Annotated in this window: 14 protein-coding genes; 5 read left to right on the top strand and 9 right to left on the bottom strand. The window is 63.9% G+C overall.

Features of this window, described 5'->3' with window-relative positions:
• Positions 1-107: 107 nt before the first annotated feature.
• From leuB to leuD, 5 genes are all read right to left on the bottom strand, one after another.
• Entirely contained in the window at positions 108-1,211 is a 1,104-nt protein-coding gene (gene leuB / locus RFM52_RS28590; RefSeq protein ID WP_320298161.1) for a 3-isopropylmalate dehydrogenase, read from the bottom strand.
• A gap of 300 nt (positions 1,212-1,511) precedes the next feature.
• Positions 1,512-1,862 carry a VOC family protein gene (locus RFM52_RS28585; RefSeq protein ID WP_320298162.1) on the bottom strand — a complete coding sequence of 117 codons (351 nt, stop codon included), beginning with the start codon at positions 1,860-1,862 and terminating at the stop codon, positions 1,512-1,514.
• A gap of 13 nt (positions 1,863-1,875) precedes the next feature.
• Positions 1,876-2,259: a RidA family protein gene (locus RFM52_RS28580; RefSeq protein WP_224532802.1), complete on the bottom strand. Its 384-nt coding sequence runs from the start codon at positions 2,257-2,259 to the stop codon at positions 1,876-1,878.
• Positions 2,260-2,600: 341 nt separating this feature from the next.
• Positions 2,601-3,536, bottom strand: a complete 936-nt coding sequence (locus RFM52_RS28575) for an Ivy family c-type lysozyme inhibitor (RefSeq protein ID WP_320298163.1) — start codon at positions 3,534-3,536, stop codon at positions 2,601-2,603.
• A gap of 218 nt (positions 3,537-3,754) precedes the next feature.
• Complete coding sequence (gene leuD, locus RFM52_RS28570) at positions 3,755-4,360, bottom strand: 3-isopropylmalate dehydratase small subunit (RefSeq protein ID WP_320298164.1); 606 nt, start codon at positions 4,358-4,360, stop codon at positions 3,755-3,757.
• A 184-nt stretch (positions 4,361-4,544) separates the two neighbouring features.
• Between leuD and RFM52_RS28565 the strand changes: the two genes are divergently transcribed.
• From RFM52_RS28565 to RFM52_RS28550, 4 genes are all read left to right on the top strand, one after another.
• Entirely contained in the window at positions 4,545-4,970 is a 426-nt protein-coding gene (locus RFM52_RS28565) for a GNAT family N-acetyltransferase (RefSeq protein ID WP_320298165.1), read from the top strand.
• 336 nt (positions 4,971-5,306) lie between these two features.
• Positions 5,307-5,627, top strand: coding sequence for an ArsR/SmtB family transcription factor (locus tag RFM52_RS28560; RefSeq protein WP_320298166.1), 321 nt, complete (start codon positions 5,307-5,309; stop codon positions 5,625-5,627).
• A complete protein-coding gene (locus RFM52_RS28555) occupies positions 5,624-6,073 on the top strand; it encodes an SRPBCC family protein (RefSeq protein WP_320298167.1) in 450 nt (149 codons plus the stop codon). The genes RFM52_RS28560 and RFM52_RS28555 overlap by 4 nt, the downstream gene beginning before the upstream one ends.
• A gap of 177 nt (positions 6,074-6,250) precedes the next feature.
• Positions 6,251-6,670, top strand: coding sequence for an SRPBCC family protein (locus tag RFM52_RS28550; RefSeq protein ID WP_320298168.1), 420 nt, complete (start codon positions 6,251-6,253; stop codon positions 6,668-6,670).
• Positions 6,671-6,896: 226 nt separating this feature from the next.
• Here RFM52_RS28550 and RFM52_RS28545 read toward each other — a convergent pair whose 3' ends face one another.
• Positions 6,897-7,901 (bottom strand): hypothetical protein, encoded by a 1,005-nt coding sequence (locus tag RFM52_RS28545; RefSeq protein WP_320298169.1) that lies wholly within the window; start codon positions 7,899-7,901, stop codon positions 6,897-6,899.
• A 51-nt stretch (positions 7,902-7,952) separates the two neighbouring features.
• Between RFM52_RS28545 and RFM52_RS28540 the strand changes: the two genes are divergently transcribed.
• Positions 7,953-8,732 (top strand): DUF72 domain-containing protein, encoded by a 780-nt coding sequence (locus tag RFM52_RS28540; protein WP_320327890.1) that lies wholly within the window; start codon positions 7,953-7,955, stop codon positions 8,730-8,732.
• Here the strand turns inward: RFM52_RS28540 and RFM52_RS28535 are convergent.
• Genes RFM52_RS28535 through RFM52_RS28525 form a run of 3 tightly spaced genes read right to left on the bottom strand, consistent with a single transcriptional unit; the run spans position 8,681 to position 12,133 of the window.
• Positions 8,681-9,847: an NAD(P)/FAD-dependent oxidoreductase gene (locus RFM52_RS28535; protein WP_320298171.1), complete on the bottom strand. Its 1,167-nt coding sequence runs from the start codon at positions 9,845-9,847 to the stop codon at positions 8,681-8,683. The two genes, RFM52_RS28540 and RFM52_RS28535, sit on opposite strands and share 52 nt — an antisense overlap.
• A gap of 28 nt (positions 9,848-9,875) precedes the next feature.
• On the bottom strand, positions 9,876-11,375 hold the full coding sequence (locus RFM52_RS28530; RefSeq protein ID WP_430699297.1) for a sensor histidine kinase: 1,500 nt from the start codon (positions 11,373-11,375) through the stop codon (positions 9,876-9,878).
• Between the two features lie 59 nt (positions 11,376-11,434).
• Complete coding sequence (locus RFM52_RS28525) at positions 11,435-12,133, bottom strand: response regulator transcription factor (protein ID WP_320298173.1); 699 nt, start codon at positions 12,131-12,133, stop codon at positions 11,435-11,437.
• Positions 12,134-12,716 lie beyond the last annotated feature (583 nt).

Here is a 12,716-nt window from a genome sequence, read left to right as displayed (position 1 = left end):
TGGGATGCGCGATGGCCCCCGATGGGATGGTCGCCCCCCGCCAAATCGCAGACGCGGCAAGTGTGAGCACCTGGGTGCAGCCAGTGCCCGCCACCATCCGTGACAGATCAGCCAAGGAACTTGGCGATGATGGCGTCGCCCATTTCGGTGGTGCCGACCTCGGTCATGCCCGGGGAAGAAATATCCTTGGTGCGCAGGCCGTCGTCGAGCACGGCCGCGATCGCCGCTTCCAGCCGGTCGGCCTCGGCGACCATGCCGAAGGAATAGCGCAGGCACATGGCGAAGGACGCGATCATGGCGATCGGGTTGGCGATGCCCTTGCCGGCGATGTCGGGCGCCGAGCCGTGCACCGGCTCGTAGAGCGCCTTGCGCTTCTTGGACTTGGGATCCGGCGCGCCGAGCGAGGCCGACGGCAGCATGCCGATCGAGCCGGTCAGCATGGCGGCAATGTCGGAGAGCATGTCGCCGAACAGATTGTCGGTGACGATGACGTCGAACTGCTTCGGCCAGCGCACCAGCTGCATGCCACCGGCATCGGCCAGCATGTGGTCGAGCTTGACGTCAGAATAGCGCGCCTTGTGCGTCTGGCTGACCACCTCGTTCCACAGCACGCCCGACTTCATGACGTTGCGCTTTTCCATCGAGGTGACGTGGTTCTTGCGCGTGCGCGCCAGCTCGAAGGCGACGCCCGAAATGCGCTCGATCTCGAACGTGTCGTAGACCTGGGTGTCGATGCCGCGCTTCTGGCCGTTGCCGAGGTCGATGATCTGCTTGGGCTCGCCGAAATAGACGCCGCCGGTGAGCTCGCGCACGATCAATATGTCGAGGCCTTCGACCACCTCCTGCTTGAGCGAGGAAGAGGCGGCCAGCGCCGGGTAGCAGATCGCGGGCCTGAGGTTGGCGAACAGTTCCATGTCCTTGCGCAGCCTGAGCAGGCCGGCCTCGGGGCGCACCTCATAAGGCACGGCATCCCATTTCGGGCCGCCGACGGCGCCGAACAGCACCGCATCCGCCGCCATCGCCTTTGCCATGTCGGCATCGGAGATCGCCGCGCCATGCGCGTCGTAGGCGCAGCCGCCGACCAGCCCCTCGTCGGTGGCAAAGCTGCTGCCGAGCTTGTCGTTCATGGCCGCAATCAGCTTCTTCACCTCGGCCATGGCCTCTGGGCCGATGCCGTCGCCGGCGAGCAGGAAGAGATTTTTCGAAGCCATGGAGAACCGTCCCGGGAGAGAAATTGAACCGGCGCCTTGCTAAACGCCAAGCGGGCTGTGCGCAAGGGGACGAGCGCTGCGAACCGCCGATCGCCGTGATCCTTCGCGCCCCCCTCTGGCCTGCCGGCCATCTCCCCCTTTTGGGGGGAGATCAGGCTTCACGCCGGCTTTCGCCAATCTCGAACCTTGCAGGAATGCGCGAGGCGCCGAAACGGCCAATCTCCCCCCACGAGGGGGAGATGCCCGGCAGGGCAGAGGGGGGCGCTGTCCCGCCGGCATCTCGCAAGAACCCGTGGGCGCCTACCGATGCGACAGAATATTCACCAGCCTGCCGAACGGGTCGCGCACATAGAAGCGCCGCACGCCCCAGGGCTCGTCGGCCGGACCGTATTCGACAGCGAAGCCAGCCTTCCTCATACTCGCGAGCGTCGCGTCGACATCGTCGACCTCGATCGAAATATCCGGCACCGGCGTGCCCGAGCCGCCCTCGGCCATGAAGCTCACCTGCACTTGCATCCGTTCGTCGGAGCCATAGGTGGCGATCCAGCCTTGATCCATGAGGATGTCGAGGCCAAGCACGTCCTGATAGAAGCGCTTCGCCGCCGCGATGTCCTTGGTGGCGATGTTGGCCACGATGCGCCGGACCGTCATCGCCCCAAGCCCCCTATGCCGTGCGCCTGAGCGCGGTGACCTCGATCTCGATCTTCATCTCCGGCTTGTTGAGCTGGCACACGATCATTGTCGCGGCAGGACGAATGTCGCCGAACGCTTCGCCCAGGATCGGGAAGACCACGTCAACATAGGCCTGGTCGGTGATGTAGTAGTGCGCCCGCACCACGTCGGCCATGTCGAAGCCGCCCTCGGCCAGCGCCTTGGCGATGGTGGCCAGGCAGTTGCGCGTCTGCGCCTCGACCGTGTCGGGCATGGTCATGGTGGCATAGTCGTAGCCGGTCGTGCCGGAGACGAAGCACCAGTCGCCCTGCACCACCGCGCGCGAATAGCCGGCGGTTTTCTCGAAGGGGGAGCCTGTGGAGATGAGCTTGCGCATGGGGAGCCTCGCTTTGGGTTTGTCGGCCTGCATCTAGCAAAAGAGGCGCGTCTGGTCGTGGGCCAAGCAACGCGGAGCATTGTCACGAAGGCAAGCACCAGCCTTGGAGATTAGCGGCGACCGTCCCTCCCTTCGTCATTCCAGGGCGGAGCAAGGAGCGAAGCGACGCGCGCAGACCCTGGAATCCATGCCGTTACGCCGAAGCACCGCCAGCGGTGCAGAATTTTGCACCGCCCCACTCTATGGCAACGGTCACGGCATGGATTCCAGGGTCTGCGCTCCGCTGCGCGTCGCTCCGCCCGTGGATGACGAACCCGCGATGGCAGCGTCAGAGCCGAACCTTAATTCCCCGACCCCTGCGCGTCGTCAAAGGCCTTCTTGATGTCAGCCGGCCAGTCCTTCAGCGGCGGCCAGGCCTGCGGCTGGTCATTGTCGCCGCGGCGGGCGAAATAGACTTTCTGCTTGGCCGGGTCGATGGCCATGAAGCCGTCATTGCCGCCGCAATCATGCGGCACGCAGCCGGTGGCATAGAAGGCGCCCGACGCTGTCTTTTCGGTGCCGCCGCCGACGAGCAGGCTGGTTGCCATGTCGGGCATGTCGTTGCCGAGCAGCGCCTGGCCGGCCTTGTAGACGGCCTCGTTGTGGAAGGCGTCGATGATGTTGTCCAATTTCGACGGATCGACGTCCTTCCAGTCGGTGCCCGGTTCCGGCGTATAGGTCAGATTGCCGGAGGTCGTCAGCCCTTCCGTGGGCGACCACTGCAGCGCCGGCCTCGTCTCTCCCGGCAACAGATAGGGCACGAAATAGATGGCGCTGTCGGAGACAGCGGCCGGCGGCGCGCCGCATTCGTCCTGTTCGACCGTGGTGGTCTGGATCGCACCGTCCTTCGGCTTCCAGACGATGACCTTGGCCGGGCCGCATTGATTGCCGCCGTCGCCGACATCGACCAGCGCCACGTTGACGTCGCCGATCTTGACGATCTTGTCGAAGAAGACGTCGTAATTGCTGGCCAGCTGCTTGCCGTCATAGGCAAGCACCTTCTCGCCATCCTGATCCGGCTGCGTGATGGTGAGCTGGCCGCCTTCGAAGGGGATGGGCGCCTGCTTGTCCTCATCCGACGCGGCCTGGTCGGTCGCGCCTTGATCGGCCGCCGGCTGGTCGGCCATGGCGGGCGCCGCCTGCGTGGCCGGCGTGGTAGTCTGCGCATTGGCGCAGACCGTGGCAAGAAGGATTATTGCCGCCGAAGCGCTGGCGGAGGCCAGAAGCGAGCGTGTCATGACTGTCCCTCCATTCAGCCGCCACGAACCCGGCCTGCGATGGCCGGGGCCTATCGATTTAAAGCCGTGCCGCCCAGAGACTGTTTCGAAATTCGCTCTGGCGAGTCATATGGTGGTGGTTTCGAGAACCGTAGCGCAGCGGACATTTGGTCCGTGAGCAACGGAAGCGCAGAAACCGCCATCAGATGGCCGCCGGAGTAGAATTTCCAAACGGTCTCTCAGGCCCAGGGGCGCTGCTCGGCATTCTTCTTCTCGAAGGACGCGATGGCGCCGGCCTTTTCCATGGTCAGGCCGATATCGTCGAGGCCGTTCAAGAGGCAATGGCGCTTGAAGTCGTCGAGGTCGAAATTGACCACGCCGCCATCCGGCCCACGGATTTCCTTGGCTTCGAGGTCGATCGACAGCGTCGCGTTGGAGCCGCGCGAGGCGTCGTCCATCAGCTTGTCGAGGTCTTCCAGGCTGACCGTGATCGGCAGGATGCCGTTCTTGAAGCAGTTGTTGTAGAAGATGTCGGCGAACGAGGTCGAGATCACGCAGCGGATGCCGAAATCGAGCAGCGCCCAGGGCGCATGCTCGCGGCTCGAGCCGCACCCGAAATTGTCGCCGGCGACCAGGATCTGCGCCTTGCGGTAGGCCGGCTTGTTGAGCACGAAATCCGGGTTCTCCGAACCGTCCTCGTTGTAGCGCATCTCGGCGAACAGGCCGGTGCCGAGCCCGGTGCGCTTGATCGTCTTGAGATAATCCTTCGGGATGATCATGTCGGTGTCGACATTGACGATCGGCATGGGCGCGGCGACGCCGGTGAGCTTGGTGAATTTGTCCATGATCCTTGGCCGTCTTCTTCTGGCTGCGGGGAGTTTTGCGGGACGGTTTACACAAAGCCGGAGGCAAATGAAAGGCAACTGTTCGTGCGCTGCCCTTGGGCAATGGCGGCATGGCACGCGAACCTGAGCTGGAGCGCTCCAAAAACGGCTTCGAAATCCTGCCCGGCTGGTGCAGTCTGCGTCCATGGCCGATGCTTCCAAAGTCCTTTACGCGAGCGAGCCCGCGCTCGATGTCGCCGAATTCCGCCGCGTGCTGGTTGAATCCGGCCTCGGCAAGGTAAGGCCCGTCGACGACGAGGCCCGGCTGCTAACCATGCTGGACAACGCCAATCTGGTGCTGACCGCCCGGCTCGACCGCCCGGACAGGCAACTGGTCGGCGTCGCGCGCGGCATGACCGACTTTTCCTGGGTCTGCTACGTTTCCGACCTCGCCGTCTCGAAAGCGGCGCAAGGGCTCGGCGTCGGAAAGGGCCTGATGGACGCGGTGCAACAACAGCTTGGCCCTTCGGTCGCCGTCAGCCTGATCTCGATGCCCGACGCCGTCGGCTTCTACGAACGCATCGGCATGACGCGCATGACCGACGCTTTCTGGTTCTCCCGCAAAAGCTGACCTGAACCGCACCGATATCGGAGCCGACTCCTGCCTGGAACCGGCGAGCCAGGTCGACCCCCACTCCGTCGAGCTTCGCTCGACACCTCTCCCCCGGTCGACGGGGGAGAGGAAAGGTGCGAGGCGATTCCAGCTGGCTCCCTTCCTCTCCCTCCGGAGGGGGGAGAGGTGGCGCTGCGAAGCAGCGACAGAGTGGGGGAAGGCGCTGCTCAAAAGCGAAGCCGCATCCAGACAGGCACAATCCGGCAAGCAAGAAAACTCAGGCAAGCAGTAATCAGGCGGCAGCATATTTTCGCCATCGCTTGACATGCAACCAAATGGTTGCATATTAGGGCCATGAGCATGGATGCCGTCTTTCGCGCCTTGGCCGACCCGACCCGCCGGCAATTGCTGGACAGTCTCCATGCCCGGACCGGGCAGACGCTGAACGCGCTCTGCGAGCACATGGACATGACGCGCCAGGCGGTGACCAAGCATTTGGCGATCCTGGAAGAAGCGAACCTCGTCACCACCATGCGCCGCGGCCGCGAGAAGGAGCACTACCTCAACCCCGTTCCGATCAACGAGATCGCCGAGCGCTGGATCGGCAAGTTCGAGCGCCATCGGCTCAGTGCATTGAGCAACCTGAAGCAACGCCTTGAAAGGGAAGAGCCGTGAGCGACAACAGCTTTGTTTATGTCACCTATATCCGCACCACGCCTGAAAAACTTTGGCAGGCGCTGACCGATCCGGACTTCAACCGGCAGTTCTTTCTCTGCTCCCATCAGGAGAGCGACTGGAAGGTCGGCTCGAGCTGGAAGCTGGTCTTCCCGGACGGGCGGGTCGCCGACTCGGGCGAGATCCTCGAGATCGACCCGCCAAAACGCCTGGTCATCAAATGGCGCAACGAATGGATGCCCGAGGTGAAGGAGGACGGCTATACGCGCTGCACCTTCACCATCGAGCCCGACGGCGAATTGATGAAGCTCGCCGTCATCCACGAGGCCGACGGCCCGCACAGGTTGATCCCGAACGTCTCCAAGGGCTGGCCGCTGGTGCTGGCGAGCCTGAAGAGCCTGCTTGAAACCGGCAAGGGTTTCGAGCGCCCGCCCTCAAAGGGGTAGAGAGCAAATTCCAGGAAAAGGGCGTAGCGGTTTGGGTTTCGGCGACTTCGCCGTAACTGCCGTCCGGAATTGCGTAAGATTAAGAGCTTCGTTTCGGGCACGAGACTATCCTTGGTGGAGGAAGATTGGATGCTTCACTTGTCCTTACCGCAAGCCATGGCGAACGCGGACACGGTCATGGCTTCGGCTGACCTCCCCGCCCCGCCAGACGAGGTCATCGCCGCACTGGTCACGACTAAGGTCGAGCGCTGGTGGGGTTCGCCCGAAACTTACCGCATGACCAACTGGTCCGCCGATCTTCGCATCGGCGGCGGCTGGAACGTCAGCGTGGAAACGGCCGATCAACGTCTGCCCGCCAGCGGAAAATTCCTCGAAATCGAGATGCCGCGCCGCATCGTGCAGACGCGGCGCTACGACTGGAACCATCCAGCGCTCGGCCGCAAGGAAACGACCGTGGCCTATCTGCTTGAGCCGGTCGGCGACGGCACGCGGCTCACCATCTGCCATGGCGGGTTTGCCGGTTTTCCGGACGCTGCGGCGGAACATGCCGACGAGTGGGCACGGGTGCTTGGGTGGTTGCAGCGGTATTTAGGCTAGTTCCTTGACACAGAAGTTCTGACCGGTTGGCTGGTGTACGTCGGCAGATACCATGCCTTGGCGATTGGCCGAGAGCCTATCGCGGTCGTCATCCACGGGCGGAGCAAGGAGCCTTCAGCTCATCGCCAGCGTTTGCGCTGACTACCCCAACGGACGTTGATGGCCTTGCCCGACAAGCCTGCAATCTTTCAAAATCATTGTGTTGAGGAACTAGCCCGACCGAGGCTCAGATTGAAATCAGGCGATCCTGGATCCCGCCGAGGTAGGTTTTCCAGATGTGGTCCGACAGCAGGCGTCGATAGTCTGGACTTATCGCGCCCGAGCGGTAGGACGCGCCGCCAACATGAAAAAGGGCTTCGTCATATAACTGGTAGTCGGCGATCGTCCCTTCGACGCCCACCGCGACGCGATTTACTTGGGCCATTTCGAATTCCCCGATGGGATGCTTCGAATACAGCACCGGCCAGTTGCCGCCTCCGGTATCCATTCCAATGTCGAGCCGATTTCTGAAATCGAGCTTCGTTCGCTCGACGGTTGCGAAATTGTAGAAGCAGAGGCCGGCCCAGTAATACCAGCCGGGCTCGTTCTCGGCTGCCTTGTACAGGTAGCTGGATCTGGCATGCAGCGCCGCGCCATAACCGATCTTGCCCCCGATGCGCCGCGGGAAATCGATCGGCCCGACCGGAAAGCAATCGTGATCGATGAACCCGAACATGTCGGGGTTGAGATGCTTGACGATGTTGTGAAAGACCCAGGTCTGGGAAACGCCATGCGATCTGGAAGGGTTCGTTTCGAAATTCCTGGGCAGTCCGAAATACGCGACCCCGCGCCGCGCGCAGATTGCCTCGATCGAAGCGCGCGCTTCTTGGTTCGGCGAATTGTCGATCACCACGAGCCTTGTCCCGGTCGGGAAGACCTGCCAGGCCTTGGTGAGCACATCTATGACCCAGGGCGTGTTGAACGCTATGGTGAAGCAGTAATTCCGCTCTGGCTTTTCGCTCAGGCTCCTGGCGAATGCTTGGCCCTTGGACGCGGCGCTTCCCAGGAACTGGCGGTACAGGATCTCGTGGCGGAGGCCCAAAAGCAATTGGACTCCCCTTGTGCGCCGAAAATTCTCGACAGCCTTTTTAAGCAATGTTTTCCCCGAGCGCCCGACAGGGGCCGAGGATAGCATGACGCGGCCGGCAGGAAGCAACGGCTTTCGCCGGTTGGGCTGGATAACTGCGGCCAACTGGCCCGAGCTCTCCCTTGACCGGCAATCACGCCTGTCCAGATTCTGGGCATGGATAACAGATGCTGCGCCGTGGGAACCGCCGGATGGAGCATAGCGGCAGCGCATAGAGCTTCTTTTCCGGCGGCCGGTTCGCAGCTCGAACGCTATGCGGCGCGACTTTCGATCGCCGAGATCAATTCCTCGTTCTACAAGTCGCATCGGCGGGAAACCTATGAGCGTTGGGCGCGCTCGGTTCCGGATCATTTTCGCTTTTCCGCGAAGGTCCCCAAGGCCATGACGCATGAGCGCCGCCTGGAAGATTGCGATGATCTTCTGGACACATTTCTGGGTCAGGTCGGGGGGCTCGGTTCCAAGCTTTCCGTGCTCCTGGTTCAATTGCCGCCCAGCCTGCAATTCGAACCCCAAACCGTCGAAAAATTCTTCGCCGCCCTGCATGCAAAGACCGACCGGCGCCTGGTCTGCGAACCGCGTCATCCCAGTTGGTTCGCACCCGAAGCCAAAAGCTTGCTGAGCCGCTTTCAGGTTGGGCGCGTTGCGGCCGACCCCGCTCCCGTGCCTGCTGCCGCCATGCCAGGCGGCTGGCGCGAGCTCGCCTATTTCCGCTTCCATGGCGCGCCGCACGTCTACTATTCCGACTACGAGGCCGGTCGGTTGCTGGATATCAGCGGGCGGCTCGCCGAAGCCAGGGCATCTGCCGGCGAGGTCTGGTGCATATTCGACAACACCGCACGGGGCCATGCCCTCGGCAATGCGCTTTCGGTCGACGCGGCCGTGCGTCAGATCACATTCAGTTCCCGGAACGCCCTTCCCTCGGCCACTCTTTCATAGCCGAACGCCGTACAGTCGATCGTGCGATACCCGCCATGCATGACAAGCTCTGCGATCGATTTGCCCACCGCCGGTGCCTGCTGCAGGCCGTGGCCGGAAAAACCGTTGGCGAAAAGGAAGTTTCCAACCTCCGGATGCGGCCCGATCACCGCGTTCTGGTCGAGCGTGTTGTAGTCGTAATGCCCGACCCAGGCGCGCGTCGGCTTGATCGCCTCGAAGGCCGGGATGCGGGTGGCCAAGGTCGGCCAGATCACCTCTTCGAACAGCGGCCACTCGACCTCGAAATCCTTCGGATCGGGCGCGACATCGCCCTCTTCGGGCTCGGCGCCGCCGGTAAGGTAGACCGAGCCTTCCGGCCGAACATAGATTCCGCTTGGATCCACCAGCAGCGGCATGTCGGCATATTTCTCGCGCGCCTCGAAGACGAAGACGTTGCGCTTGCGCGGCTCGACCGGCAGCGCCAGCCCGGCAAAAGCCGCGACCTTGCCGGCGTTCGGCCCGGCGGCGTTGACGACGATGCCGGCTTCCAGCGTCTCGCCATTGTCGAGCGACACGCCGGTGACGCGATTGCCGTCGCGCGAAATGCCGGTGGCGGAAGCCGTGATGAAATCGATCTTCTTGTCGCGCAGCGCTTTGCGGAACAGCGTCAGCAGCGCATGCGCATCGAACCAGCCCTCGCCGCTGCGGCCATAGGCGCCGGCGGAAATCCCTTCGACCGATAGCCACGGGAAGCGGTGCGCCAACTGCCCGGGATCCTCGAACGCGATGTCGGCGCCCTCGGCGACCTGCGTCTCGTGATTGGCCTTCAGGATCGGCAGGCCGGCCTCGCCGGCGAGGATGAGGTAGCCGCCCTCGCGAAAGCCGATATCGGCATCGGCGCCGAAGGTCTCCTTCAGCCGCCGGAACAGTTTCAGCGTGAACTGCGACAGGCGGATGTTTTCCGGAATGGAGAATTGCTGGCGGATCGAGGCGAGCGACAGGGTCGTCGCCGCGTGGGCGAATTGCGGATCGCGCTCGATCAGCGCGATCGAGCCGGTAAAACCTTCCTCGCGCAGGTAATAGGCGACCGAGGATCCGACGATGGCCCCGCCGATGATGACGATGTCGTAGCGCATTTTTTCTCCGATCCGGCGGGTTGCGTCTTCACGCAACCGGCAAGTCGATCTCGAAGCGCGTGCCGCGCTCGGAGTCAACCAGCCTGATCGTGCCATCATGCGCTTTCAGGAGGGCCAGCACGATGCCGAGCCCCATGCCGGTGCCGCCGGACTCGCGCCGCGTGGTGAAGAACGGCTCGAAAATCCTGGCGCGGTTGGCGGCCGAGATGCCGTCGCCGTCATCGCCGATCTGGACCGACGCGCGCTGGCCATCGGCTGAGGCAAGGATCGCCACCTGTCGGGCGCCGTGCCTCGCGGAATTGTCGATGAGGTTGGCGAGCACGATGCCGAGATTCTCGGCCGAGATGCCGAGCCTGATATCGCCGCCGCCTTCAAGCCGCGTTTCCAGCCTGGTGTCGATCGGCAACGATGCCAGTGCCGCATGCAGCGTCGTGCTGTCGCCGCTCGGTTCCAGGTTTTCGGCGCGCGCCAGGTCGAGCAGCCGGCGCACCAGCAGGTTGAGCCGCCCGGCGTCGGTGACGATGTTGTTGGAGAAGCGCCGCCGCTCGGCCTCGTCCATCGCGCCGCCGGAATCGCGCAGCAGCTCCGCCGCGCCCTGGATCGCCGTCAGCGGCGATTTCAGCTCATGCGAGACATGGGTGGCGAAGGTCTGGATGCCGTCGGAGCGCGCCTGCAATTTGGTCGCCATGTCGAGGAAGGCCGTCGACAGCGCCGCCATCTCGCGCGTGCCGTGATGGTCGAGCGGCCTGATCGCCTCGCGGTCGCCGGCGGCGATGCGTTTCGTGCGGTCGATCAGCGCATAGATCGGCCGGCTGACCGTGCGGATGAACACCAGCGCGATCAAAAGCGTGCCGCCGAGGATGGCGATGGCCGCCAAGGTCACCTTGCCGCGCTCGCCATAGAGATGCTTGACGATGTTGTTCGGCGTCCGCGACAGATAGACCACGCCCGCCACCCGGCCGTCGAGCTCGACCGGCAGGGCGACGAAGACGCGCACCCTGGTGCCGCGGCTGACCGAGTAAAGCGGGGGCGGCGGCTGGTCGGGGATGCGCAGCCTGAGCGCGCTGGCATAGGCGCCTGAAAGCGCCGTCCGCACCTCCTCGATCTCGCCGAGCGACTGGCCGACCTCGTCGCCGCCGGCAATCACCACGCCGCGCGGATCGAGCAGCCGGAAGCCGGCAAGCGTCGTCTTCTGCGTCTCGTCGAGGATGCCGTCGAGCCGGGCGCCTATTGCCGCGAAGGCGGTATCGGGCGTGGCGGGAAGTGCTGCCGGGCGCGTCGGCATGACATCGTCGGAGGCAAGATCGAGGCGCGGCTCGACCGGGTCATAGGGGTAGTTGTTGTCCCTCGACGGATCGGCCGAGACCGGCGCCCCGAGTTTTTCCTGGGGAATGCCGGCAGCGCGCACCTGCTCTGCATAGACGGCGGCGACCACCGCCCCTTGCGCGATGAGCTCGCCCTCGGTCTGGCGGATCAGCTGGTTCTCATAGAGCCGGAAGAAGAACAGCCCGACTAGCGGCAGGGCCATGACCACGATCAGGATGGCGATGACGACGGTGGCGAGCCGCGGCCGCCACCTTTCCTTGCTCAACCACCGCATCGGCCGAGCCGGAAACCGACGCCATGCACCGTCGCGATCGCATCCGCGCAGCCGACCGCCGCCAGCTTGGCCCGCACATTGCGGATATGGCTGTCGACGGTGCGTTCCGAGACATGGATGTTGGAGGCATAGGCATTGGCCATCACCGCGTCGCGGCCAAGCACGTGCTGCGGCCGGGCGAGGAAGCCTTTGAGGATGGCAAACTCGATCGCCGTCAAGGTGAGCGGCTTGCCGTCGAAACTCGCTGCATGGCTTGCCGGGACGAGCATGAGCTTGCCATGCGCGAATTCCCGCTCCTCCGCTTCTTCCTCGACCGGCGCCGGACGCGCGCGCCGCAGGATGACGTTGACACGGGCGACCAGCTCGCGCGGGCTGAACGGCTTGGTCACATAGTCGTCGCCGCCCATTTCCAGCCCGAGGATGCGGTCGATCTCCTCGTCGCGCGCGGATAAAAACAGCACCGGCACGTCGGATTTCTGCCTGAGCCTGCGGCAGACCTCGAGCCCATCCATCTCCGGCATGCCGATGTCGAGCACGATGAGGTCGGGCGCGCGGCGCTCGACCGCCTGGAGGGCTGCGGCGCCGTCGGCGACCGCGGCCGTCTTCATGCCGGCCTTTTCCAGCGCGAAGCAGATGATCTCGCGGATATGCGGGTCGTCGTCGGCGACAAGGATATTGTGCGGCATCGATCAGAGGTCCGGCGGGTAAGCTTGGGGTGACGGCAGGATTAGAGCAATTCCAAGGAAAAGTGCGAAATTGTTTTCGGTCCGGAGCTGCATCGGGACAAGGAGACGTATCGACAAAGGCCTCGTGCATTTGCGCATGCTGGGCGGAGCCCATGGCAAGGTTGGCAAAGAGCCTCATCGCCGGACCGTCCTCGGCGTATCCGCCACGTGCCGCAGCCTCGGACGGAAAAGCAGGATGTCCGCCGCGACGCGCCGCCTTTGCGGCTCGACGAGCCACCAGCCTTCATTGCGGAGCCGGCGCGGCAGCGACCAGCGGGATGTTCGAGGCGTACGCATGGCGCCGGTTTCGCCGGCCCGTGCGGAAAGCGCGCGGCGGAATGGAGGAGGTTTTCCGCAAGGATTTGCAGATTTGGTGCAGGGAGCCCGGCGTCCTCTCCCACATATGGCGGCGCCAGCACTCTGGAGATGCCGCCAAGGCGACAGAGGGTTCTCGTGCGTGAAGCGGCGATGTCCTTCGTCATTCTAGGGCGGAGCAAGGAGCGAAGCGACGCGCGCAGACCCTAGAATCCATGCCGTGACATTG

The organism is Mesorhizobium humile, assembly GCF_033977215.1.
GTDB lineage: Bacteria > Pseudomonadota > Alphaproteobacteria > Rhizobiales > Rhizobiaceae > Mesorhizobium > Mesorhizobium humile.
Note: the sequence above shows the minus strand (reverse complement) of the source record. Positions and strands in the feature narration are given on the sequence as shown.